Source organism: Virgisporangium ochraceum (genome assembly GCF_016863655.1).
In the GTDB taxonomy this organism is placed as follows: domain Bacteria; phylum Actinomycetota; class Actinomycetes; order Mycobacteriales; family Micromonosporaceae; genus Virgisporangium; species Virgisporangium ochraceum.
Genome location: NZ_BOPH01000125.1, coordinates 17,858 through 40,797, shown reverse-complemented (window position 1 = coordinate 40,797; position 22,940 = coordinate 17,858). Strand labels below are relative to the sequence as shown.

At 72.7% G+C, this 22,940-nt stretch carries 26 protein-coding genes; 15 read left to right on the top strand and 11 right to left on the bottom strand.

The annotated features are described in order from the left end of the window. Positions 1–14 precede the first annotated feature (14 nt). Positions 15–731: a DUF5710 domain-containing protein gene (locus tag Voc01_RS43620; RefSeq protein WP_203933629.1), complete on the top strand. Its 717-nt coding sequence runs from the start codon at positions 15–17 to the stop codon at positions 729–731. On the opposite strand, the gene Voc01_RS43615 is transcribed toward Voc01_RS43620, so the two are convergent. After that, positions 697–1,368: an SDR family oxidoreductase gene (locus Voc01_RS43615; protein WP_203933628.1), complete on the bottom strand. Its 672-nt coding sequence runs from the start codon at positions 1,366–1,368 to the stop codon at positions 697–699. The two genes, Voc01_RS43620 and Voc01_RS43615, sit on opposite strands and share 35 nt — an antisense overlap. 71 nt (positions 1,369–1,439) lie before the next feature. Between Voc01_RS43615 and Voc01_RS43610 the strand changes: the two genes are divergently transcribed. Beyond that, positions 1,440–1,991 carry a TetR/AcrR family transcriptional regulator gene (locus Voc01_RS43610; RefSeq protein WP_203933627.1) on the top strand — a complete coding sequence of 184 codons (552 nt, stop codon included), beginning with the start codon at positions 1,440–1,442 and terminating at the stop codon, positions 1,989–1,991. A gap of 72 nt (positions 1,992–2,063) precedes the next feature. Beyond that, positions 2,064–2,576, top strand: coding sequence for an RICIN domain-containing protein (locus Voc01_RS43605; protein WP_203933626.1), 513 nt, complete (start codon positions 2,064–2,066; stop codon positions 2,574–2,576). A gap of 51 nt (positions 2,577–2,627) precedes the next feature. Here the strand turns inward: Voc01_RS43605 and Voc01_RS43600 are convergent, their stop codons facing one another. Next, the gene (locus Voc01_RS43600; protein ID WP_239160917.1) at positions 2,628–3,125 is read right to left on the bottom strand and encodes a GNAT family N-acetyltransferase; all 498 of its coding nucleotides are present in this window, start codon (positions 3,123–3,125) and stop codon (positions 2,628–2,630) included. Positions 3,126–4,153: 1,028 nt separating this feature from the next. On the opposite strand from Voc01_RS43600, the gene Voc01_RS43595 reads away from it, so the two are divergent. Then, positions 4,154–6,178 (top strand): S9 family peptidase, encoded by a 2,025-nt coding sequence (locus Voc01_RS43595; RefSeq protein WP_203933625.1) that lies wholly within the window; start codon positions 4,154–4,156, stop codon positions 6,176–6,178. A gap of 176 nt (positions 6,179–6,354) precedes the next feature. After that, positions 6,355–7,527 (top strand): macrolide family glycosyltransferase, encoded by a 1,173-nt coding sequence (locus Voc01_RS43590; RefSeq protein WP_203933624.1) that lies wholly within the window; start codon positions 6,355–6,357, stop codon positions 7,525–7,527. Positions 7,528–7,545: 18 nt separating this feature from the next. On the opposite strand, the gene Voc01_RS43585 is transcribed toward Voc01_RS43590, so the two are convergent. Together Voc01_RS43585 and rnhA are read right to left on the bottom strand one after the other, a co-directional pair. After that, positions 7,546–7,875, bottom strand: a complete 330-nt coding sequence (locus Voc01_RS43585) for an ArsR/SmtB family transcription factor (protein ID WP_203933623.1) — start codon at positions 7,873–7,875, stop codon at positions 7,546–7,548. Positions 7,876–7,932: 57 nt separating this feature from the next. Continuing rightward, positions 7,933–8,640, bottom strand: coding sequence for a ribonuclease HI (gene rnhA / locus Voc01_RS54865; protein WP_203933622.1), 708 nt, complete (start codon positions 8,638–8,640; stop codon positions 7,933–7,935). Positions 8,641–8,685: 45 nt separating this feature from the next. Between rnhA and Voc01_RS43575 the strand changes: the two genes are divergently transcribed. The 4 genes from Voc01_RS43575 to Voc01_RS53695 all read left to right on the top strand — a co-directional run bounded on the left by Voc01_RS43575 (position 8,686) and on the right by Voc01_RS53695 (position 11,688). Further along, the gene (locus Voc01_RS43575; protein ID WP_203933621.1) at positions 8,686–9,300 is read left to right on the top strand and encodes a hypothetical protein; all 615 of its coding nucleotides are present in this window, start codon (positions 8,686–8,688) and stop codon (positions 9,298–9,300) included. A 48-nt stretch (positions 9,301–9,348) separates the two neighbouring features. Then, positions 9,349–9,705: a PadR family transcriptional regulator gene (locus Voc01_RS43570; protein WP_203933620.1), complete on the top strand. Its 357-nt coding sequence runs from the start codon at positions 9,349–9,351 to the stop codon at positions 9,703–9,705. Then, entirely contained in the window at positions 9,702–11,072 is a 1,371-nt protein-coding gene (locus Voc01_RS43565) for a permease prefix domain 1-containing protein (protein ID WP_203933619.1), read from the top strand. Before Voc01_RS43570 ends, Voc01_RS43565 begins: the two co-directional genes overlap by 4 nt. A 103-nt stretch (positions 11,073–11,175) precedes the next feature. Beyond that, the gene (locus Voc01_RS53695) at positions 11,176–11,688 is read left to right on the top strand and encodes a hypothetical protein (RefSeq protein ID WP_239160916.1); all 513 of its coding nucleotides are present in this window, start codon (positions 11,176–11,178) and stop codon (positions 11,686–11,688) included. Here the strand turns inward: Voc01_RS53695 and Voc01_RS43560 are convergent. From Voc01_RS43560 to Voc01_RS43550, 3 genes are all read right to left on the bottom strand, one after another. Then, positions 11,646–12,140 (bottom strand): hypothetical protein, encoded by a 495-nt coding sequence (locus Voc01_RS43560; RefSeq protein WP_239160915.1) that lies wholly within the window; start codon positions 12,138–12,140, stop codon positions 11,646–11,648. The two genes, Voc01_RS53695 and Voc01_RS43560, sit on opposite strands and share 43 nt — an antisense overlap. A 1,360-nt stretch (positions 12,141–13,500) precedes the next feature. Further along, positions 13,501–14,877: a multidrug effflux MFS transporter gene (locus tag Voc01_RS43555; protein ID WP_203933618.1), complete on the bottom strand. Its 1,377-nt coding sequence runs from the start codon at positions 14,875–14,877 to the stop codon at positions 13,501–13,503. A 101-nt stretch (positions 14,878–14,978) separates the two neighbouring features. Then, a complete protein-coding gene (locus Voc01_RS43550) occupies positions 14,979–15,614 on the bottom strand; it encodes a hypothetical protein (RefSeq protein WP_203933617.1) in 636 nt (211 codons plus the stop codon). A gap of 516 nt (positions 15,615–16,130) precedes the next feature. Here Voc01_RS43550 and Voc01_RS43545 point away from each other — a divergent pair. Further along, entirely contained in the window at positions 16,131–16,451 is a 321-nt protein-coding gene (locus Voc01_RS43545) for a helix-turn-helix domain-containing protein (RefSeq protein ID WP_203933616.1), read from the top strand. Here Voc01_RS43545 and Voc01_RS43540 read toward each other — a convergent pair. Continuing rightward, on the bottom strand, positions 16,372–16,971 hold the full coding sequence (locus tag Voc01_RS43540; protein ID WP_203933615.1) for a hypothetical protein: 600 nt from the start codon (positions 16,969–16,971) through the stop codon (positions 16,372–16,374). The genes Voc01_RS43545 and Voc01_RS43540 overlap by 80 nt on opposite strands. 172 nt (positions 16,972–17,143) lie before the next feature. On the opposite strand from Voc01_RS43540, the gene Voc01_RS43535 reads away from it, so the two are divergent. Then, entirely contained in the window at positions 17,144–18,295 is a 1,152-nt protein-coding gene (locus Voc01_RS43535; RefSeq protein WP_203933614.1) for a sensor histidine kinase, read from the top strand. Beyond that, complete coding sequence (locus tag Voc01_RS43530; protein WP_203933613.1) at positions 18,292–18,945, top strand: response regulator; 654 nt, start codon at positions 18,292–18,294, stop codon at positions 18,943–18,945. Before Voc01_RS43535 ends, Voc01_RS43530 begins: the two co-directional genes overlap by 4 nt. A 15-nt stretch (positions 18,946–18,960) precedes the next feature. On the opposite strand, the gene Voc01_RS43525 is transcribed toward Voc01_RS43530, so the two are convergent. Continuing rightward, complete coding sequence (locus Voc01_RS43525; RefSeq protein ID WP_203933612.1) at positions 18,961–19,518, bottom strand: RICIN domain-containing protein; 558 nt, start codon at positions 19,516–19,518, stop codon at positions 18,961–18,963. A gap of 99 nt (positions 19,519–19,617) precedes the next feature. On the opposite strand from Voc01_RS43525, the gene Voc01_RS43520 reads away from it, so the two are divergent. The 3 genes from Voc01_RS43520 to Voc01_RS43510 all read left to right on the top strand — a co-directional run bounded on the left by Voc01_RS43520 (position 19,618) and on the right by Voc01_RS43510 (position 21,741). Then, on the top strand, positions 19,618–20,640 hold the full coding sequence (locus tag Voc01_RS43520; protein ID WP_203933611.1) for a serine hydrolase domain-containing protein: 1,023 nt from the start codon (positions 19,618–19,620) through the stop codon (positions 20,638–20,640). Positions 20,641–20,918: 278 nt separating this feature from the next. After that, entirely contained in the window at positions 20,919–21,215 is a 297-nt protein-coding gene (locus Voc01_RS43515; protein ID WP_203933610.1) for a hypothetical protein, read from the top strand. Between the two features lie 16 nt (positions 21,216–21,231). Beyond that, positions 21,232–21,741, top strand: coding sequence for a DUF1877 family protein (locus Voc01_RS43510; RefSeq protein ID WP_203933609.1), 510 nt, complete (start codon positions 21,232–21,234; stop codon positions 21,739–21,741). Between the two features lie 2 nt (positions 21,742–21,743). On the opposite strand, the gene Voc01_RS43505 is transcribed toward Voc01_RS43510, so the two are convergent. Both Voc01_RS43505 and Voc01_RS43500 read right to left on the bottom strand, forming a co-directional pair. Then, positions 21,744–22,358: a hypothetical protein gene (locus tag Voc01_RS43505; RefSeq protein ID WP_203933608.1), complete on the bottom strand. Its 615-nt coding sequence runs from the start codon at positions 22,356–22,358 to the stop codon at positions 21,744–21,746. Between the two features lie 25 nt (positions 22,359–22,383). Then, a complete protein-coding gene (locus Voc01_RS43500; protein ID WP_203933607.1) occupies positions 22,384–22,854 on the bottom strand; it encodes a YfbM family protein in 471 nt (156 codons plus the stop codon). Positions 22,855–22,940: the final 86 nt, after the last annotated feature.

Below are 22,940 nucleotides of genomic sequence, written 5' to 3'. Positions count from 1 at the left end.
GTCATAATTTCCGGGTGACCGGACGACTCTGGCTCGACGTGCCGTTCGCGGACAAGGACGCCGCCAAGCGGGCCGGCGCCCGGTGGGACCCGGCGGCGAAGCGGTGGTACGCACCGAGATCCGGCATCGCGGCCCTCGACCCGTGGGCCGCGATGCCGGACGTGCCCGACCTGCTGCCCGGCGAGGACCGCTCGCTCGGCGCCGGCCTGTTCGTCGACCTGGTGCCGCGCAGCTGCTGGTTCACCAACGTCCGGTCGTGCGTCGACCACCGCGACTGGGAACGGCTGCGGCGCATGATCACCCGGCGGGCCGGGCACCGGTGCGAGGTGTGCGGCGCCGCCGGAAACCCGGCCGCGAAGCGGTGGCTCGAGGCCCACGAGCGGTGGACCTACGACGACCGGACGCGGGTCCAGCGGCTGGGCCGGCTCATCTGCCTGTGCAGCGCCTGCCACACGGTCACCCACTTCGGGCTGGCCCAGGTGCGCGGGCGCGAGCGGGAGGCGTACGCGCACCTGATGGCGGTCACCGGCATGACCGAGGCGCGGGCCCGCGAACACGTGGAGGTCGCGTTCGAGGTGTGGTTCCGCCTGTCACAGCTCCAGTGGACGCTGGACCTGAGCATCCTCACCGACGCCGGCGTGACGGTGCGGCCCCCACCCGACGCCGCCGACCGCGACACCGTCGCCACCGGCCGCCTCAACCCGCCAGGGCCGCCTTCACGCCGCGGGTGAGGTCGTCGGCGAGGATCTCCGGTACGCCGGCCTCGATCGCGTCGAGGGCCTGCGCCGCCACCGGTCCCGGAGCGATCTTCCGCTCTTTCGGAACCGACGCGGCCATGTCGGTGTCCATGTAGCCGACGTGGAGGGCGGACACGGTGATGCCGCGCGGCGCGAGCTGTTCGCGCACCGAGTTGGTCAGCGCCCAGCCGGCGGCCTTGGCGGCGTTGTACCCACCGAGCGCGGCCGGGTGGTACCACGACAGCACCGACAGGACGTTGAGCACGGCGCCGCCGCCGTTGGCCTCGATGACCGGCGCGAACGCGCGCGTGACGGCGAGCGTGCCGAAGAAGTGGGTCTCCATCTCCAGGCGGATGAGGTCGAGGTCGCCGTCGATGAGGGGCTGGCCGGTGGACGAACCGGCGTTGTTGATGAGAACCGTGACGTCGGGAGCGGCCCGTGCCGCGCGCGCCACGGACGCCGGGTCGGTGACGTCGAGCTGGACCGGCACGGCGCCGGGGAGGTCGACGGAGGCGGGGTTGCGGGCACCGGCGTACACCTTCGCGCCGCGTTCGAGCAGCTGGGCGGCGAAATGCCGGCCGAGGCCGCGGTTGGCGCCGGTGACGAGGGCGACTGCGTTCGAGAGGTCCATGGCCGTTAGATTACGCTCATCATCTAACGGCACAACGTGATAGATGACACCTGTCATCTATGCTGGGTCGCATGGGACGGGTGTCGCAGTCGCAGGCGCGGGAGAACCGGAAGCGAATCGTCGAGACGGCGGCCCGGCTGTTCCGGGAGCGGGGCGCGGCCGGGGTGAGCGTGGCCGACGTGATGACCGAGGCGGGCCTCACCCACGGCGGGTTCTACAAGCACTTCGCCTCCAAGGAGGCGCTGGTGGCCGAGGCGGTGGGGCAGGCGTTCGCCCAGCAGGCCGAGCGCCTGGCCACCGCCGGGGAGACCCGCGAGGCGTTCCTCGCCCGGTACCTGTCGCCCGGGCACCGCGACTCCCCCGGCGACGGCTGCCCGACCGCCGGCTTCGGAGTCGACCTGGCCCACTCCGGCGCCGACACACCGGCCCGCGCCGTGTTCGCCGACGGGGTGGAGGCGTACGCCCGCCTGCTCGGCGGCGACCTGGCCGCGCTGAGCACGATGGTCGGCGCTATCGTCCTCGCACGCGCCACCGCCGGCACCGACCTGTCCGACCGGATTCTGCGGGAGGCCCACGACAGCCTGGCGGCCGCTCTCCAGGAAACCTCCCGATCGTCTTCATGAACGGCGCCGGCCGTTCGGGAACCCTGGTCGTCGTGCCCGTCACGGGCACGATCACCTATGGAGGACATTCCCATGAAGACCTTGAAGAGATTCGGCGTACGCGGGCTCGCCCTGCTCGCTGTGGCCGCCGCGGTGGTGTCGAGTGCCGGCGCGCCCGCGTCGGCCGCCGCGGCGTCATCGGAGCGGGTACGGATCACGCTGGGCAGCGGGCCGATGATGCTCGACGCCTACGACTACCCGGGCATGGACTTCCGGGTCGTGCTCCGCTCGTACCAGGCGAACTTCACCCAGGAGTGGATCGTCGCCAACGTGGGTCCGGGTACGTACACGATCCAGCAGCGCAGCACCGGCCGGTACCTCGACGCCTACGACTGGGCCGCCGCCGGGTGGCTCGCCGTGACCCGGCCGTGGCAGGGCAACGACACCCAGGTGTGGCGCAAGTACGACTGGGGCGGCGGGTTCGTCTCGTGGCAGCAGAAGAGCACCGGACGGTGCCTGACCGCGTCGATCACCGGTGACATGCAGTTCACCACGCAGCCGTGCGACTGGAACAACTTCCAGACGTTCCGCATCGTCGACCCGTGATGGACCGCGCGCCCGGCCACCGCATCCCCCGACCGGTGGCCGGGCGCGCCCTTACCGCGGGCGGCGCACCATGCGGACCTCGCGGACGCCGCCGTCGACCTGGGACGCCCCGTCGGCGACGAAGCCGTGTCTGCGGTAGAACGCCTGGGCTCGGGGATTGGGATCCGCGACCCACAGCGCGACCGCCTCGGCTGGATCGACCACCGCTTCCAGCAGGGCCGGCCCGGCACCCGTGCCGTGGTCGGCTTTCAGCACGTACAGGATGTACAGCTGCCGGTCCCAGGCCGCGTCGGCGTCGAGGGGCGGGCCCGACATGGCGATACCGACCAGCTCGCCACCGCGCTCGGCGACGGCCGCCCGGTTCGCGCGGTACCGCCCGTCGGTCAGGGCGACGGTCCAGAACCGCTCGCGGGCGGCCACGAACCCGGGGTCGTCGAGCACCGCGTCGGGCATGAGACCGCGGTAGGTCTCCTGCCAGCACCGCACGTTGACGCGCGCCATCCGCGCCACGTCTCCGACCCGCGCGGGCCGGACCGTCACCGGTCCCACGACCGGATCCTAGACGCCGGGCGATCTGCGCACGGAGGTCTCGGCGCCGTGATCGTTGTGTGAGAGGCGGTTTGAGATTCTGGGCGGCGGCGGGTTTGCGCACGCGGCTATCGCGCAGCGTCACCCCGGGTGCTCGCCGCAGCCGGTTCGCCCGAACATCGGCGTCCGGTTCGGTCGGATTCAACGACCTGACACTCCGGGATGATCAACTTTTCTGGAAGAAAAGTGCAGCGTGACTTCACGTTCGTTCCAGAGAAGTTGATCACCGATGCCGGGTCGCCCGGACGATGCCACCGTGAGTGACCTTCGCGGCCCGGCTCCGGCGATCGTCCAGATCCCACACAGGTTCGAGGAGGCTGTCAGCCGCGTCGGGCCGCGATCGTGGCGAGAAACTCCCGTGACAACAGCACCTTCTCTCCACGATCGGCCACCGGCCACCATTCGGGCCTGCCACCCCAGCTGATCGGCCACCCTCTACGCCCAACACGACCGACCCGCCCCCATGATCGCGCTCCGCGGAAGAAACCTTGAGCCCAGCCGCGCATTCGTTCCGCGGATCGCGATCTTGAAGCACTCCGTGCCGCCAGCGCCGCGATCGCGGCCTTCGAGGGGGTGGCGCCGGACCGGGGATCGACGTTCGATGAGGTCCTGCTGCCTGCCCTCGGCGTCTCCGGTGGCGGCCGTCGCTACCGACCGTACTGAGCCTCGACGACGAAACGTGGTGCTCCATCATCGGCTTCCGCGGCCTCGGCCGGCGGGCCTACGAACAGCGCATCGACCGCGAGGACAGCGACCTGAGCGGTCCGGAGAAACCGTGGGAACAGGCCGCGATCGACCTCGAAGCCGAGATCTGGGGCGCCCGGCACCGCCCCGACGCCGACCTCACGGCGCTACGGGAACGTGCCGTGCGGCTGTGCTCCGACTACGTGGAGGCGGAACGGCGGCCACTGGCGCGCTGGCGCACCTGAGCGTTCGGATCCGGTCGGAAGCCGGGCGGCGGTCCGCACCGGCGGTGATAGAAAGGCATCATGATCGCCGACGCCTCCGCGGGTGAGCCCTTCCTCGACCTCGACGCCTACGTCGCCCTGCCCAGGGTGTCCGGGCTCAGGCTGTCGCCGGACGGGCGCCGCCTGGTCGTGGGCGTGGGGACCCTCGACCGCACGAAGACCCGGTACGTGACGTCCCTGTGGGAGGTCGACCCGGACGGCGACCGGCCGGCGCGACGCCTCACCCGCAGCGGGAAGGGCGAGTCGGCGGTGGGGTTCACGCCCGACGGTCACCTGCTCTTCACCTCCTCGCGGCCCGCACCGGACGGCGACACCGACGACGACCCCACCGCGCTGTGGCTGCAGCCGTGTGACGGCGGCGACGCCCGCGTGGTCGCGGACCCGTCCAGCGGCGTCGGCAGCGTCCGGGTCAGCGCGTCGGGACGGGTGGTCATCGGATCGGACCTCCTGCCGTCGGCGACCGGCCCGGACAACGACAAGGAGCTCCGGGACCCGCGCACCGAGGCGAAGGTGACGGCGATCCTGCACGAGGGCTACCCGATCCGGTACTGGGACCACCACCTCGGCCCCGGCCGCACGCGCCTGCTCGTCGCAGACGCGGGCGGGGAGACCCTGACGCTGCGCGACCTCACCGGTCACGTCGGCGCGGCCCTCGACCGGAGCGACTTCGACGTGACGCCCGACGGCCGCACCGTCGTCGCGTCGTGGCTGGTGGCCGAACCCGGCGGGGTCCAGCGCCGGACGCTGGTGGCGATCGACGTGCACAGCGGCGAGCGCCGCGTCCTCGCCGACGACGCCGACCACGAGTACGAGGCCCCCCGCGTCTCGCCCGACGGCGCCCGCGTCGCGTGCGTGGTGCACCAGCGGTCCGGCCCGCAGGACCCTCCCTACCAGTGGATGGGCGTCGTGCCGCTCGCCGGCGGTCGCGTGGAGCCGTTGACGGACAAGTGGGAGCGCTGGCCGTCACCCGCACGCTGGACCCCCGACGGCGCCGCGCTGGTCGTGGCGGCCGACCACGACGGACGCTCGCCGCTGTGGCGCGTCGACGCCGCCACCGGCGAACCGACCCGGCTCACGCCCGACGACGGCGCCTACAGCGACGTCCAGGTGTCGCCGGACGGGCGGTGGGTCTACGCGTTGCGCGCGGCGGTCGACGCGCCACCGGCGCCCGTGCGGGTCGCGGCCGACGGCACCGGAACGGTGGAGCCGTTGCGCGGTCCGGCGCCGGCCGTGCCGCTTCCCGGGCGCCTGGACGAGGTGACCGCCACCGCCGCCGACGGCACACCCCTGCGCGCGTGGCTCGCGGTGCCGCACGGCGCCGGCCCGGACTCGCCCGCTCCCCTGCTGCTGTGGGTGCACGGCGGGCCGTTGCGGTCGTGGAACTCGTGGTCGTGGCGCTGGAACTGGTGGATCGCCGTCGCGCGCGGGTACGCGGTGCTGCTGCCCGATCCCGCACTGTCGACGGGGTACGGCAACGACTTCGTCCGGCGCGGCTGGGGCGCCTGGGGTGCCGCGCCGTACACCGACCTGATGACGGTCACCGACGCCGCCGAGCGGCGCGACGACATCGACGCCACGCGGACCGCGGCGATGGGCGGCTCCTTCGGCGGCTACATGGCCAACTGGATCGCCGGTCACACCGACCGGTTCGCCGCGATCGTCACGCACGCGGCGCTGTGGAACCTGGACCAGATGCTGGCGACCACGGACCTGGCGTCGTACTGGGTCCGCGAGATGACGCCGGACATGGTCGCCGCCAACTCCCCGCACCTGTTCGCCGACCGGATCACCACGCCGATGCTCGTCATCCACGGCGACAGGGACTACCGGGTACCGGTCGGCGAGGCGCTGGGCCTGTGGTGGGACCTGCTCTCCCGGTCGACGGCGGCCGACGGCTCGACGCCGCACCGGTTCCTGTACTTCCCGGACGAGAACCACTGGATCCTCAAGCCGCAGCACGCGAAGGTGTGGTACTCCACGGTGTTCGCGTTCCTGGCGCAGCACGTGCTCGGCGAGGAGTGGCGGCGCCCCGACCTGCTCGGCTGACCGCGGGCCCCTATCCGGAGACCGCGACCCCTGTCTTCAGGCGGCCGGTGTGGGCCGCTCCCGGCGTGCGACCTGCCGTGGGAGCGCGCCCACGCGTCCGCCGGTTCGCCGTGCCGTCCGCACCGCCCGCCGGCAGGGATAGCGGAGTCGATCGATATCTACTTAAATGTATCCGTATGGCAACCGTCGCGTTCTTCGCCCCCGCCGCTGCCGGACATGTCAACCCGACCCTGGGACTCGCCGCCGAACTCGTGCGACGCGGTCACCGGGTCACCTACGCCACCACCAAGACGTACGCCGAGCGCGTCGCCGCGACCGGTGCCGAGGTCGTCCCCGTCACCTCCACCTGGGAGGGGCGCGACGTCGAAACGCCGCAGATGCACGGGAAAGAGCTTGCCCGGGCCATGAACATGGTCCTCACCGAGACGAAGTCGATGCTGGCGCAGCTGAGCGACGCCGACAAGCCCGACCTGGTGGTCCACGACGGCACCATGTGCTGGTGGGGCCGGATCCTCGCGGTCCGCTGGCAGGTTCCGGCGGTGGAGACCTGGCCCAACTTCGTCGGCAACGAGCACTGGTCGATGGCGCAGAAGTACACGACGTTCAACCCCTTGAGCCCGCGCTTCCTGCTGATGGCCGTACGCATCAGCCGCTTCCTGCAGAAGGAGGGCGCCGGCGCGATGGACGGGTTCATGCGGGGGGACGGCGCCGCGCTCCGGCTGGTCGCGTTGCCGCGCGCGTTCCAGTACGCCGGAGACACCTTCACCGACCGGTACGAGTTCGTCGGACCGCTCTTCGCCGACCGGACCGACCAGGGCGACTGGGAGCCGTCCGGCGACCTGCCGGTGGCGCTGGTCTCGCTCGGCACCGCCTACAACGACCGGCCCGACTTCTACCGCACCGTGCTGCAGTCGGCCGCGGACCGGCCCTGGCAGGTGGTTCTGGCGATCGGCACCGTCGACGCGGGCGTCCTGGGGGCGGTTCCCCCCAACGTGGAGGTGCACCGGCAGGTGCCGCAACTGGCCGTGCTGCGCCACGCGAAGGCGTTCGTCACCCACGCCGGCATGGGCAGCACGATGGAGAGCCTGCATTTCGGGGTCCCGATGGTGGCGGTCCCGCAGATGGCCGAACAGCGGGCGAACGCCGACCGGATCGCCGAGCTCGGCCTCGGCACGGTCCTCGCGCCGGACCGGATCACGGCGGATCCACTGTGGACGGCCGTCGAGCGGGTGGCCGACGACGAACACGTGCGCGAGCGGCTCGCCTGGATGCGCGGGGAGATGACGGCCGCCGGCGGCGTTCCAGCGGCCGCCGACGCGGTGGAGCGCACCCTGGGCCGACCCGGCTGACGCGGGACGACCGGCCCGTCAGGTGCCGGGGCGCAGGTCGGAGAGCTGTTCGACCCGCACGTCGAGGACCTCGGTGAGGATGCTCCGGGCCACGCGGAGCAGGTCGGCCACCTGTGGGCTGGTGAGGGCGTACACGACCGTGGCGCCGGTCTTCCGCGAGGTGACCAGCCCCGAGCGGCGGAGCACCGCGAGGTGCTGCGACAGGTTCGCGGCCTCGACGGCGACCTCCGGCAGGATCTCGCCGACGGAGTGGTCGCGTTCGGACAGCAGCTCCAGAATGCGGATGCGTACCGGATGACCGAGCGTCTTGAAGAACTCGGCCTTGACCTCGTACAGCGGCCGGTGCATAGAGCCACCCCTCGGTGGATTTCCTGATCGCTGGTGCGAACTCTAGCAACTGCCAGGTCAGACGGTGGTCGGCACGTCCTCGTGTGTCCGGCAGCGGCCGCCGCCGGTGGAGACGCCGCACGGGGTCCCGCGCTTCGTCGGGGCCCCGCAGAGGACGGCGGGGTCGTGCACGTGGCAGAAACCGGACGGGCGGGCACCGTTCGGGCACGGTCGGCCGACCTTCGTCGTGGCACCGCACCCCGTTCCGTCGGCCCGCGGGACGGCGGCGCGGCGCGGCTCGGGCAACGGGGGCACCGCGACGCCGGCGGCCTCCAGGGCCTCGCGCTGGCCGCGGGCGGCGAGCCGGTCGGCCCGTTCGTTCTCCACGTGGCCGGCGTGGCCCTTCACCCAGTGCCAGACGACCTCGTCGTGACGGGCGACGGCGGCCTCGAGCTCGCGCCACAGGTCCTCGTTCTTGACCGGCTGGCCGTCCTTCGTGCGCCACCCGTTGCGCTTCCAGGCGGCCATCCACGACATGATGCCGTTGCGGACGTACGTGCTGTCGGTGTGCAGGTCGACGACGGACGCGCGGGTGAGCGCCGTCAGCGCCCGGATCGGGGCGGTCAGCTCCATCCGGTTGTTGGTCGTGGGCGTGGCCTCGCCGCCGCACAGCTCCTTCTCGACCTCGCCGTACCGCAGCAGCGCGCCCCAGCCACCGGGACCCGGGTTGCCTTTGCAGGCACCGTCGGTCCAGATCTGCACCCGCTTCGCACCCTGCCCCCTCACCCGCACAACCTACCGTGACCCACGACGGCACCGCAGAATCGACGGGTGGCCATCACCCTGCGGGCGGTTCTGGAAACGCCGTACACCGAGCCGAACCCCGTGCCGTGGACCGTCGCCACACCCGAACCCGGGTCCTGGCTCACCCTCGACGGCAGCTGCGGCGACGCCGAGGCCGGGCTGTTCGTCGCGGTCGTCGCCGACTACAACAGCCTCCCACCCGACGGGCTCGCCGGCGCCGGGCACCTCATCGCGCCGGGCGGACTGCTCCTGGCCGACACCGACACCATCGAGATCGTGCCGGGCTGCTGCTGCGGCCTGGAGGACTGGCGCGACTGGGCGCGCGCCCTCCACGTCCCCGAATCCCCGTGGCTCGGCCACGACCCGACGCCCGGGATGTCGTTCGGCGACCGGATCACCGTGTGGCAGGACACCGGTTCACCCGGCAACGACGCCCCGGTCGCGGGGGGTCCGCACATCGCGGTGAGCCGCGCCGAGCTCACCGGGATGCTGGCGGGGGTCCACCGCGACCTGACCGCGTTCGCGGCCGTGCTCGCCGCCTGGGCCGCCCGGCACACCGGCGACGGCGCGGCGCTCGCCGCCAGGCTCGACGCCGCGTTCGCGTTCACCGCGCCCCTGGAGGTCCCCCCGATGGATACCTAGCTGTACTATGCATCGAGGCTCTAGGGTCGGGAGCGGAGGTGGTGCCCGGTGAAGGTCACCAAGGACCTGGTCGCGGCCTCGGCGACACCGATCGTGCTGGGCATCCTCGCCGAGGGCGAGAGCTACGGCTACGCGATCCTGCGGCGCATCCACGACCTGTCCGGCGGCGAGCTCGACTGGACCGAAGGGCTGCTCTACCCCCTGCTTCACCGGCTGGAGAAGCTCGGCCACATCGAGTCGACCTGGCGCGCGGCGGCCGGCGAACGCCGGCGCAAGTACTACCGCATCACCCCGACGGGACTGGCCGCGCTGGCCGAGCAGCGACGCCAGTGGGACACGGTCGTCGACGCGCTCAAGCAGCTGTGGCTCGGCCTGTCCGAGCTCCCCGCGGAGGGTCGGCCGTGACCGCGCGGGACGACCTGGAGGCGCAGTTCGCGCAGTGGCGCCAGTACGTGGAGCGGCGCCGGGAGCTGCGGCCGTCCGACGCGGACGAGCTGGAGGACCACCTACGCGGCTCGGTCGACACGCTCGTCGCCACCGGGCTGAGCCCCGACGAGGCGTTCCTGGTCGCGGTCAAGCGGATGGGCAGCCTCGACGAGCTGTCCCGCGAGTTCGCCCGCGAACACTCCGACCGGCTGTGGAAGCAGCTCGTGCTGACCGGCGACACCGGAGGCCCGGCCGGCGACCGGCGGTCGCGGCGCGAGCTGTGGGTGATGATCGGCTGCACGGTGGGCGCGGCCGCGTCGGTCAAGGTGCCGGAGCTGTTCGGGCAGCGGCTGGCCGACGAGAGCGACCTGTCCTTCTACGCTCCCAATATCGGCGTGCTGACGCTGCCGTGGCTGGCCGCGTTCCTGCTCTGGCGGCGGCGGGCCGGTGTCCGGCTGGTCGCGGTCGTGGCGGCGCTGTTCGCGCTGGGTGCCATCGGGGCCAACGCCTACCCGCTCGCCGACCCGTCGCAGTCGCTCGCGATCACCAGCCTGCACCTGCCCATCGCGCTGTGGTTCGTGGTGGCGCTCGCGTACGTGGCCGAGGAGTGGCGCACGTCGCGGCGGCGGATGGACTTCGTCCGCTTCACCGGCGAGTGCCTCATCTACTTCGTGCTCATCGCGCTCGGCGGCGGCGTGCTCACCGGGTTCGTGGCCGGCACGTTCCAGGCCATCGGCCTCGACCCGGAAGTGTTCATCTCGCAGTGGATGCTGCCCTGCGGCGCGGCGGGCGCCGTCGTGGTGGCCGGGTGGCTGGTCGAGGCGAAGCAGAGCGTGGTGGAGAACATCGCGCCGGTCCTCACCCGGCTGTTCACCCCGCTGTTCACCGCCGTGCTGCTCACCTTCCTCGGCGCCGTCGTGGTGACCAGCAACGGCATCGACGTCGAACGCGAGGCGCTGATCCTGTTCGACCTCCTGCTGGTGGTGGTGCTCGGGCTGCTGCTCTACTCGGTCTCGGCCCGCGACCCGCTCGCCCCGCCCGGCCCGTTCGACGTGCTGCAGCTCGCGCTCGTGGTGAGCGCGCTGGCGATCGACGTGCTGGTGCTGCTGGAGATCACCGGACGCATCACCGGGTACGGCACCACGCCCAACAAGGCGGCGGCCCTGGGCGAGAACGTGATCCTGCTGGCCAACCTCGCGTGGTCGGCGTGGCTGCTGTTCGCGTTCGTCCGCCGCCGGACCCCGTTCACGGCGATCGAGCGCTGGCAGACCTGGTACCTGCCGGTGTACGCGGCGTGGGCCTGGATCGTCGTGCTCGTCTTCCCCCCGCTGTTCGACTTCGTCTGAACCCGGCCGCTCGACCTCGTCTGAACCCGGCCGCTCGACGTCGTCTGAAAATCCGATGCTTCGGCGGTGAACCGAACGCGGTGCCGGCCGCGACAGTGGGGTCATGCAGACGCCACCGCTGAGCGACGCCGACCTGCTGGCGCAGGTCGCGGCCGGCGACGAGCGTGCGCTGCGGACCCTCGCCCGTTCTCCGGGCATCGCCGCGCTGCTCGTGGCCTGGTGCGCGGCCGTCTGGTGGACACGCGGCGCGCTCTACGGCCACCCGTGGGCGGTCCTCGCCCAGGGCCTCGCGGCAGCGGCGATCGGGACCGCCTGGGTGATCTGGCGGCGGTCGGCCGGCGAGGCCACTCCCGGCCAGCGGTGGGCGATCGTCGCGGTACCGGTCACCACGGTGTGGTCGCTCGTCCGGCCGGTCGACGAGTACCTGCCCGTCTTCCCCTACGCGTTCGGCGGCGGGTACGGCAGCTGGACGGCCAGCGTCGCGGGCTGGTCGGTCGCCGGCCTCGTCGCCGCGCTGGCGCTGGCCGTGACCCTGGTGCGCGACGGCCGTCCCTGGAGCCGCCCGCGCGGGGCTCACGCCGTCGGCTGGCGGGAGAGCTCGCGGATGCCCCGGTGAGCGAACAGCAACGGGACGATCCCGACGACACCGAACGAGATGTCGATGAGCCGCCAGCCCCACGGGATCCCCCGCACGGCGCCCGCGATCAGCGCCAGGGGCACGACCGCGGCACACGCGATCATGCCGAACTGGACCACCCACACGTTGCGCACCGGGTCGCGGATCGGGCCCCAGAACGCGATCGCGATCACGAGGTGGGCGAAGGCGAGCCAGTCCGTCCCGTACGCCATGAAGGGGTAGTCGCGGTTGGTCCGCGCGACACCCTCGTGGACCCGGTCGACCCAGCTCACCAGCGACGGTAGCTGCTCCGGCGCCGGCGACCAGCCGGCGTGCAGCATCCTCGCGAGCAACCGGGTCTCGGCCTCGAGCGGGAACGCGGTGACGCCGCTGACGACGAGGCCGACCACGAACAGCACGAGCCAGAACCGCACGCGGGTAACGGTCCCCATGATCACAGCGTAGGCGCCGCTTCCCGGGGGCGGCGTGAAGATTCCGTGCAGATCCGCGTGTGTAGGCGGCGTATGGCCGTCGCCGGGAGGGTGATCGTGTGGAGACGACGGCCATCGAGGAGATCGCGTGGCAGCGGCGGTCGCCGCCCGGCCGGTGGGTCACGGGACTCATCGCCCGGCGGCGTGTGCTCACCGACCGGGACCTGTGGGCCCTGGTGCTGGTCCTGGCCGACAGCGGTCACCCGGTCGCCCGCGGGTCGGCGAGGGCCACGCTCGACCGGTGGTGGGACGGCTGCGACGACGACCGCGCCCGGATCTGGTACGCCGTCTGGCTCCGGCTCACCCGGAACAGGCTCGGCCACGTCGACCACCGGATCTCGCCCGCGCTCGCGGGGTTCCTCCTCGCCGGCGACCCGCGCAGCCCGCACGTGCCGCGGATCCGGCTCGTCGCGGGAATCGACCTCGACGCACCGCGGCACCACCGCCACCCGGATGCCGGCGTCGGGTCGTTCGTGGTGAGCCTCGCGCTCGGCGCCGACGATCCCGCCGTGCGCGACGGGCTGACCGGCGTCCTGTCGACCACCGACGAACCGCTGCTGCTCGACGCGATCGAGGCCGCATTCGCCAGCCGGCTGCACGCCGACCTGTCGGCGCTGCGGTTGTGGGACGCCGCCGGCGAACCGACCCCGGTGCTGCGGATCGCGCTCGCCAACCCGCACCTGCCCCGCCCCGCCGGAGCGGGAACGCGCCCCGCACTCGCCGTGCTGATGGCGCTGCGCGAGCGGTACGACCTGCTGGCCGGCTTCGAGGGCGAGTCGCTCGTCGCCGACCTCCTGCACTCGCTGGGTCCGCAGCCGTACGCGCCGGCGGTGCGACGGGCGTTGCGGAACTTCGGCCCCGGCGCCGCCCGCGAGGCCGTGTGCCGGTGGGCGATGGACGGCGACGACGAGGCGGTCGACGCGGCCGTCGAGGCGGGATACCGCCCCGCGGACCCCGACGCGGTGCCGCTGTTCCTCGTGCTGACCGGGCAGTGGGACGGGTTCCGCGCCGCGGATCCGGAAACGCTGTACCGGTACGGCGTTCCGGACGCGGTCGAGCGGCTGCTGGACGTGCTCCACCCCGACGCGGACACCCCGCCCGACGTCCGGCGGGCGTGCCTGCGGCTGCTGCGTGACCTGCCGCCCGGCTCCGACCGCGACGCGCTCTGCGACGCGGCCATGTACAGCGACGTGGCGACGGAGGTCGCGCTCGCGTCCGGCGCGACCCCGTCGGACCCCGAGCTGGTGCCGGCCTTTCTGGCGATGACCGGGCAGTGGGACCGGTACGACGCCGTCGACCCGGACGGCACGAAGCTGCGCCGCTACACCGACTCCCTGTACGACTGGGAGCGGGAGCGCGACCGGCTGCGCGAGTCGGCCCGCCGCGCCGGCCGGCCGATGCCGTGCGAGCCCTCGGAGGCGTGGTCGAGATCGGTCGGCCGTCGCGCCGGTGGCACCGGTACCGCCGGCACCGGCGGCTTCAGCGTGCACGTGTGACCCTCCACTGTGGACGACCGGCCGTCCACAGTCGTGACGACCGCGACCGCGGCGGCGGCGACCATCGCGACCGCGACCACCGCCGCCATCGCCGGCGCGCCGGAACCGAGCAGTCCCACCAGCGGGGCCGCGGCGCCGCCGAGGCCGAACTGCACGGCACCGAGGAGCGCCGCGGCGGTGCCGGCGACGGCCCCGTGGCGGGACATCGCCAGGGCCGGCGTGTTCGGGAACACCAGACCGATCGTCGCGACCGTCAGCCAGAGCGGCACGAGCATGCCGGGCAGGCCGCCGAGACCGGTCACCGTCGACACCACGAGCACGAGCGAGGCCGTCGCGCCCACCAGCATCGCGGCGACCAGGATCCGCTGCGGCGGAAGGCGGCGCAGGAGCCAGGCGTTGAGCTGCGTCGCCACGACGAGACCGACCGCGCCGGCGCCGAAGACGAACCCGAACGCCTGCCCGCTCAGCCCGTACCGCTCCTGGAACACGAAGGAGGAGCCGGCGACGTAGGCGAGCAGCGCGGCCATCGCGAGACCGGTCACCACGGCGAAGCCCACGAAGCCGCGGTCGCGCACGAGGGCGCGGCACGCGGCGGCCGTGCTCGCCGGACGGGCCGGCTGGCGCCGGTCGGCCGGCAGCGTCTCCGGCAACGCGAGCACCACGACGACGGTCAGCGCCGACGAGGCAGCGGCCAGCACCACGAACACGCCCTGCCAGCCGGTCCAGCGCAGCACCACGCCGCCGAGCGACGGTGCCAGGATCGGCGCCGTCATGGGGATCAGCAGCAGGCGCGACAGCACCCGGGCGAAGACCGAGCCGCTGAACAGGTCGCGGAGCACGGCGGTCGCGATGACGCCGGCGGCGGCCACCGCCACGCCCTGCAGCACCCGCGCCGCCGCCAGCACGACGAGGTCGGCGGCGACCGCGCACAGCAGCGACGCCACCACGTGCACGACGAGCCCGGCCAGCAGCGGTCGGCGCCGGCCGAGCATGTCGGAGAGCGGACCGACGAGCAGGTTGCCGACGGCCATCCCCACCATCGTGGCGGTGATGGTCAGCTGGACACCGGCGGAGGTGGTCGCCAGGTCGGACCGGATCGCCGGCAGCGCCGGCAGGTAGACGTCGATCGTCAGCGGCCCGACCGCGATCAGCCCACCGAGGATCACGATGACGGTCGCACGCCGCCGGTCGGTCCCGTTCACTCAGCCACCCCTTGCCGGTCCCCTCGCCTGTGCCGACATGACGCGGACCCGGCGGCATTTCGACGGGCGCGACCCGGATGTGGCCTACGCCATAGGTCCCGCTAGCTCAGCCGGGCGCCGAAGACGGCCCTGGTGAGGTCGACGGCCTTCGCCGACATCGCCGTGATGTCGCCGCCTCCCCACGTGTACTCGAGCTGGACGAACTCGATGCCGCGGCGGGCGTAGACCCAGACCTGGGCGACTCGGTCGTCGAGGAGCGTGTGCTCGGCGGTGATCATGCAGGCCTCGTCGCCGACGCCGGTGGGCTCGGTCGGAGGGCCGGCCGTGAAGTCCCTGTTGTGCTCGGCCATGCCGGTCGCCCAGCCGGGCTCCGCGATCTTGCCGCACTCGGTCCTCAGGAGGGTTCCGGCGTACTCGCGCGCGGTGCTCGTCGCGGTCTGCCCGGCCCGCCGGACCAGGATCCGCACGTCGCCCCACCCGGCGTCGTTCGCCACGGTGACGTTGCAGCCCGCGTCGGCCAGGTCGTCGACGAGGTTGTCGTCGGCTCCGGCGTACTGCTCGATCTTCCCGTCCGGGACGAGCCCGCGCAGCGCGTCGACGCCGATCGCGTCGCAGAGCGTCGAGGTGAGGCGCTGCGGCTTCTTCACCTCGTGCCGGCCCAGCACCGAGCAGCCGCCGAGCACCGAACCGCCGCCGAGCATCAGCGCCACCACGCCGAGCGTGACCAGTCGCCGCATCAGTTCCTCCCCCGTCCGGACACCGCGGCCCTCCGACGGGGGCGCGGCTCCGGTGCCCGGCCAGCATAGTGACCTGGCTCCATCCGGTCAGAAAATCTGGCGCGGCGGCACTAGACATTCTGACCGGGCCTTGCTAATGTTTCTGGGGTTGAAGGAAGTGATCGTCGAAGACGCAGACGACCGGGCACAAAACGGAGTTCGGACGCCTTCCGGGCTCGCTCGGCATTACGGAACGCGAAGTAAGCAGTTGCAAGACCAGCATTGAAAGACAGGTTGAAGGACGAGGAAAGGGAGGGCTGAACACCGTTGGATCGCCCGCCACCACGCGTGATTCCACCGCTGGGGCGGACACCGCAGGTTCCATCGAACGAAAGGTGGTCTCCGGTCACGCAGATGCGATCCTCGCACCGACAACCGTATTCAGCAGTCGGTGTGGACACGTCAAGATGGTGTTTCTGACCCATTAACCCGGGCCCCGGCGCTTCCGCGCCGGGGCCCTCATCGTGGAGGTACTGCATGGCCCAACCCGACGACATGTTCGGCGACGAAGACTATCCCGCCTACACGATGGGCCGCGCCGCGGAGATCACCGGCGCCACCCAGGACTTCCTGCGCCGGCTCGGCGAGGCGAAGCTGATCGCCCCGCTCCGGTCGGCCGGCGGACACCGCCGGTACTCCCGCTACCAGTTGCGCCTCGCCGCCCGGGCCCGGGAACTGGTCGACGGGGGAACCCCGCTGGAGGCCGCCTGCCGCATCATCATCCTCGAGGATCAGCTCGAAGAGGCTCTTCGGGAGAACGAGAACTACAAGCGTCAGCAGCAGACCGGATCATCATGACCCCGAGGATGCCGTAGGAGACCGCGAGGTAGCTGCCGGTCACCAGGGTGGCCACGCGGTCGGAGGCCCAGAAGAACGCCATGTCCACCACCAGCAGCAGGCTCGCGGCGAGCGGCAGGTAACGCAGGGGACGCGGCCAGCGCCGCGCCCGGGCCACCAGCACACCGACGACGACCAGACCCAGCATGCTCAACGGCCAGAACAGGTCCAGCACCATCAGCACGCCCGTGTTGGGCCGGTCGATGTCCACCAGGTACGGCAACGTCCAGCACAGCGCCAGCACGACCGCGACGGCCTCGGCGGCGAGGAACCCGCGCCCCCATCGGCCGGTACCGGTCGCGGCGGTGACCCACATCGCGGTGAGCAGCGCCAGCAGGCCCACCGAGAACGGGACGCTGGCCCAGAACTCCAGCAGGTTGTGGTCGTCGGAACTCGACGGGGTCACGATCCACGCGACACCCCAGGCGATGCCGCCGAAGGCCGTCAGCGCACCCGCCACCCGCATGTACGTCGATGCCATGTCCAAGGCTTCCTCTCCATTCGGTCGATGGGTCACAGCGTCGGCCGTCCGGGCCCGGTCCGTCGTCGCCCGGCGGCGCGGTCCGCGGCTCGGCCGTCCGGCGGACGCGGCGGCGGCGCGTGTCGATATTTATGACGACGACGAAGCCGGGACGCGGCGGTAGCGTCGTGCCATGCAGGCGCCACACCCGGTGGACGTCGCGTTCGCCGCCGCCCTTCTCGCCATCGGCGTCGCGGAGCTCGCGCTCGACGACGGCCGCCTGTACCGGGAACCGGCCGCCGTGGCGGCGGTGGTCGTCGCGGCCGCGGCGATGCTGTTCCGCTCGCGGCTGCCGCTCGGATGCCTCGGCGTGTTCGTCGCCGTCGTGGTCGTCACGCAGCTCCCCGGCGTCGCCGCGATCACCGGGTCGGTCGTGATCGGCTGCCTCTTCGCGTTGTCCACCGTGGCCCGCCGCAGCGCCGATCCGGTGGCCGTCGCCGCGCTTCCGGCCACCGTGCTGCTCACCGCGATCACGGCGCGGTGGCCGGTCCGGCCGTGGGACGCCGTGGTGTGGAGCGTCGGGTGCGCCGTCGCCTGGACCGCCGGCCGGCTGCTGCGCCGCGAGGCCGACCGCGCCGAACGGCTGGCCGGGCTCGCCCAGGACCTGGTGGCCGAACAGGAGCGGCGGGCACGGGAGGCGGTCGAGGAGGAACGGGCCAGGATCGCCCGCGAACTGCACGACGCCGTCGCGCACACCGTGAGCGTGATGACGGTGCGGGTCGCCGGCGTACGGCGTCACCTCGACCGGGACCCCACCGCCACGCGGCACCGCGACGCGCTGCTCGACGTGGAGCGCCTCGGACGCGAGGCGGTCGGCGAGCTGCACCGCACCGTCGGGCTGCTGCGCGTCGACGAGCCGGCGCCGTTGGCCCCGCTCCCCCGGCTCGGCGACCTCGACCGGCTGCTCGGCCAGCTCCGGGCGGCGGGGATGCCGGTCGACCTGCGCGTCACCGGGGTGCCGCGACCGCTGCCGCCGGGGCTCGACCTCGCCGCGTACCGGGTGGTCCAGGAGGCGCTGGGCAACACGTTGCGGCACGCCGGTCCCACCCGGGCCGACGTGCACCTCGACTACGGCGACGGCTGGCTGGCCATCGCGGTCACCGACGACGGTCCCCTCGCGGACGGCACCGCGCCCGACGGCCCGGCCGGAGCCGGCGGACATGGACTGTTGGGAATGCGGGAGCGGGTGGCCGTCTACGGCGGGACGGTCGAGGCCGGCCCGTCCACCGGCGGAGGCTTCGCCGTCCGCGCGGCGCTGCCCCTCCCCGGCGGGGCCGACGCATGACGATCCGGGTCCTGGTGGCCGACGACGAGAGCATGATCCGGGCCGGGCTGCGCATGGTGCTGGAGGCCGAGGAGGACATCGAGGTCGTTGGTGACGCGTCCAGCGGCGGGACGGCCGTGCGGGCGGTGGCGGCGCTGCGGCCCGACGTGGTGCTCATGGACGTCCGCATGCCCGGCATGGACGGCCTCGCCGCGACGAGGCGGATCCTCGCCACCGACCCGGACGTCCGCGTCGTCGTGCTGACCACGTTCAACGAGGACGGCTACGTCCGGGAGGCGCTGCGCGCCGGCGCCGCCGGCTTCCTGCTGAAGGTCGCGCCGCCCGAACGGCTCGTCGAGGCGATCCGCGTCGCGGCCCGCGGTGAGGCCCTGCTGGACCCGCTGGTGACGCGGTCGGTCATCGCCGCGTTCGCCGGCCTGCGCACCGAACCCGGACCGCCGCCCCGCCTGGACCTGCTGACGCCCCGCGAAGCCGAGGTGCTGCACATGCTGGCCCGCGGGCTGTCGAACGCCGAACTGGCCGCCGAACTGGTGGTCAGCGACGCCACCGCCAAGACCCACGTGGCGCGGGTGCTGATGAAACTCGGCCTGCGCGACCGCGTCCACGCGGTCATCTACGCGTACGAACACGGCCTCGTCCGCCCGACGTGAGACGAGCGTACGGCTCTACGGCGCCAGCGCGGTCCAGAGCTGGTACGCGGCACTGTCCGAACCGGACGGTGCCACGGTCACGACCACGTTCGGCCGGGTGCCGGTCGACGGCACAGCGGTGAGTACCCGGCCGGTGGACCGGTTGAACAGGAAGCCGAACGGGCGCTGGTGCGCGATGCGGTCGGGCGTGCGGTGGTGCTGCCACAGCTGCGGCGAGTCGTCCGCCGGGTCGGTTCCGCACCCGGTCAGGACGATCTGGGCGCCGTCTCCGTAGTCTTCGAGGCACAGGCCGGTGACCGGGTTGCGCAGCTGGTACGGCGCCGAGAACCCGGGCAGCGCAACGGTTGCGGGATGCGTGACGCGCACCCACAGGTGCAGCGCGCCTCCCGGCGGCGGCGCTACCTCACCGTTCCAACCGAGGACCTTGCCGGCACCGAGGTTCAGCAACCTCGACGGGGTGGACACGTCGGCCATCGCCGGCGCGTCGGCCATCGCCGGCGGGTCGGCCATCGCCGGCGCGGCCGGCAGCACGACGGCGGTCACGAGCACCATCAGGGCGAGAAGTCGTTTCACCCGGCCATGAAACGGCGTCGGCCCGTGCGGTTCCATACGCGGATCTACGTAGGCCAATTCGGTGGCGGCGCGGGCCGGCGCTTTGCCATGCTCGCCGCCATGCCCGACCTCACGGAGTTCACCGCCACCCTCGACCGGCTCGCCGCGCGTGACGAGTTCACCGGCGCGGTCCTGGTGACCGGCGGAGGCGAGCCCCTGCACGCCGCCGCGTACGGATACGCCAACCGGGCGTGGCGCGTGCCGTGCACGGTCGACACCAGGTTCGACACCGCGTCGGTGACGAAGCTGTTCACCGCCGTGGCCGTGCTGCAGCAGGTCGAGCGCGGCGCGTTCGCGCTCGACACCTCGGCCGTGGACTACCTCGGGCTGACCGGCACCACGATCTCGCCGGACGTCACCGCGCACATGCTGCTCTGCCACACCTCCGGAATCGCCGACGACGCCGACGAACTCGACGGTGAACGGTTCGAGGACCTGTTCGTCAGCGACCCCACGTACGCGTTCACCGAGACGGCCGACCACCTGCCGCACTTCGTCACCAGGCCGCCGAAGTTCGCGCCGGGCGAGAGCTGCCGGTACTGCAACGCCGGATACATCCTGCTGGGCCTCATGGTCGAGCGGGCCACCGGCGGCCGCTACCGCGACTACGTGGCGGCCGAGGTCTTCGACCGCGCCGGCATGACCCGGTCGGCCTTCCTGCGCATGGACGTCGTCGAACCGAACGTCGCCGAGGGCGTCGAGGCGATCCGCGACGGCAACGGCGCGGTGACCGGGTGGCGGCGCAACATCTTCTCGTACCCGCCGGTCGGCGACCCGGCCGGCGGCGCCTGGTCGACGGTCGGCGACCTCGCCCTGTTCCACCGCGCGCTCGTCGGTGGCCGGCTGCTCGGACCGGAGTCGACCGCCGCGATGCTCGTGCCGCACGCGTACCCCGAGGGCTACCTGCCGCAGGGGTACGGCCTGGAGTTCCGAGACGACCGCTACCACGAGAAGGAGGGCGTGAGCTTCGGCGTCAGCGCCCTGCTGCGGCACTACCCCGGCCCCGACGTCACCCTCGTCATGCTCGGCGTCGGCGAGGACACGATCTGGCCGCTGGTCGAGGTGTTCGACGGGTCCATGTAGACGTGCGTCAGCCCATTCCGGACTCGCGGGCCAGCATGATGGCCTGCGCCCGGTCGGCGACCGGGACCCGCGCATCGCCCGGCGCGCGGCAGTGGTGGTCATGGGTCGGGCTGCGTCACCGGGCATGGACGAACATCATCTTGCCTGGATGATGTTCGTTTGTGCCCGGTCGTTGTCCGCGGCCCGGTCACTCCACCGGCGGCGGCCGGCCGACCCGTGGCGGAACCCGCCGGCCGCGACCGCCGCGACCGCCGCGGCGGTCAGCCCGATGCACCTCGGTGCCGCCGGGACGACCCGGGCCGCCCGGTGGGAACGCCGGCAACCACCGCACCGTCGTGCCGCTCGGGCCCGGCGAACACTCGGCGAAGGGCGTGGCTGTGGCCGACGGCGGCCGCATGGTGGTCCAGGCCGAGAGCGGCCGCCTCTCGTTGTGGCACAACGGGACGCGCCGCGAGCTCGTGGCACCAGCCGGCTGGACGGTCACCTCGGTCGTCGAGCTGACCGACCACGGCCTGCTCGTCGCGAACGTCCGCGACGCCGCCGGCGCGGTGCGGCCCGCCGTGTGGGAGCTGTGATGCGACACTTCGGGGCGTGGCCGTCACCCAGCAGCTCGCGCGACTCCCGATGCCGGTCCTGACCGCGTGCCGCGCCTCCGTCGAGGAGCTGGACCGGTTGTGCTCGTTCGTCACGCTGCCGCGGTCGGAGTACCTGGACCTCAACTGGGCGCCGCCCGACCTGATCCGCGTCTTCGAGCTGGCGCGGCTGGAGACCGGAACCGTCATCGCGCTGAGGCGCGCGATGGAGGGTGACACGGAGATCAACCCGGCGTACCGCGACGCCCCCGACACGGTGTGGGAGCACCCGGTGAACGCCCTCGAGCCCGACGCGGTCGCCGAGGTCGCGACGGTGCTCGGACGGATCGACCCGGAGGCGGTGCTCGACGTCCTCCCGGACGACCCCGCCGCGGCCGAAGAGGTGCTCGACTCGTCGGACTGGCACGGCCATCCGCGGCCGTACCTGCGCGAGTACCTCACCGCGCTGCTCGACTTCTACGCGCACGCGGCGCGGCGCGGGCTCGCGACCGCGCTCTGGTGGGACTGAGCTCAGAGGGTCAGCACGTAGGCGTCGCCGTCGCGGCGGAAGCCGAGGCGACCGTAGTACGGGGCGACCATTCCCGGCGGTGTGGTGACCCGCCGGACGCCGAGGCCGGCCAGGAGGCCGCTGCGCCGGTACACGAACTCGCCCGGGGTCAGGTCGCGGTACCGCCGCGTCACGTAGTCGAGCTCCACGCGCGCCGTTCCGTCGCCGAGCAGGTGGACCAGCATCACCCCGACCACCTCGTCGCCGCGGGCGACGAGGAACGCCGCCCGGTCGGGCGCGGCCGGGTCCCAGCGGAAGCCGGGGTTGAAGCGGGCGATGTCGGCGCCGTGGACCCGCATCGTGTGCGCGAGGAACTCGTCGGTGACGCCGACGCGCACGACCTCGTACTCGCGCTCGTCGTGCCGGGTGGTCAGCAGGCGGTACAGGTACACGATGTTGATGACGGCGAGCACCACGTTGAGGCCGACCATCGGCCACACGCGCAGGGCGCCGTTGTAGCCGATGAGGATGAGGCAGCCGACCAGGTTCAGGGCGCGCAGCCGCAGGATCCCGGTCTGCAGCAACGACCAGACCAGCAACGCCGACCCGACCCAGCCGACGACCTCCAACCAGTTCACACCGCTCAGGCTAGTGCCCGCGGACCTACCCGAAGGTCTTGACCACCGCGCAGCCCCGCGACGCCGCGTCGTCGAGGAAGGCGACGAGGGCCTCGTAGCACTCGCGCAGCCAGTCCAGCGCCTCGTCGCCGTCGCGTACCCAGATGATGCCGGGATAGATGTCCAGCTCGGTCATCCGCGCCGGGTCGTGATGCCGGGCCAGCTCGCCGAACGGGGTCGAGCGGAGGACCCGCGCGGCCTCGGCGACCTTCGTCGCGTCCCACACGGACACGGTGCCGTCGTCGTCCAGGTAGTCCATGACGCCGTCCTCGATGTCCACGGGCACGTCCGCGGCGGCCAGCAGGAAGTCGAGCCCGGCCCACGACTTGTCGAGGTCACCGTCCGGGCTCCCGTCCGCCTGCGCCCGCTCCCCGGCGGCCTCCAGGATGTCGTCGACGCACCCGGGATCCTCCACGACCCGCGCGAGCTCGTCCGGCGTGACCCGATGGAACGACATGACCATGCCCATTGCTGTTCTCCCCCGTATCGATGGACGGCGGCCAGTGTGTCATGGCCGCGCACGGCGGAACATTTCCGCCAGGC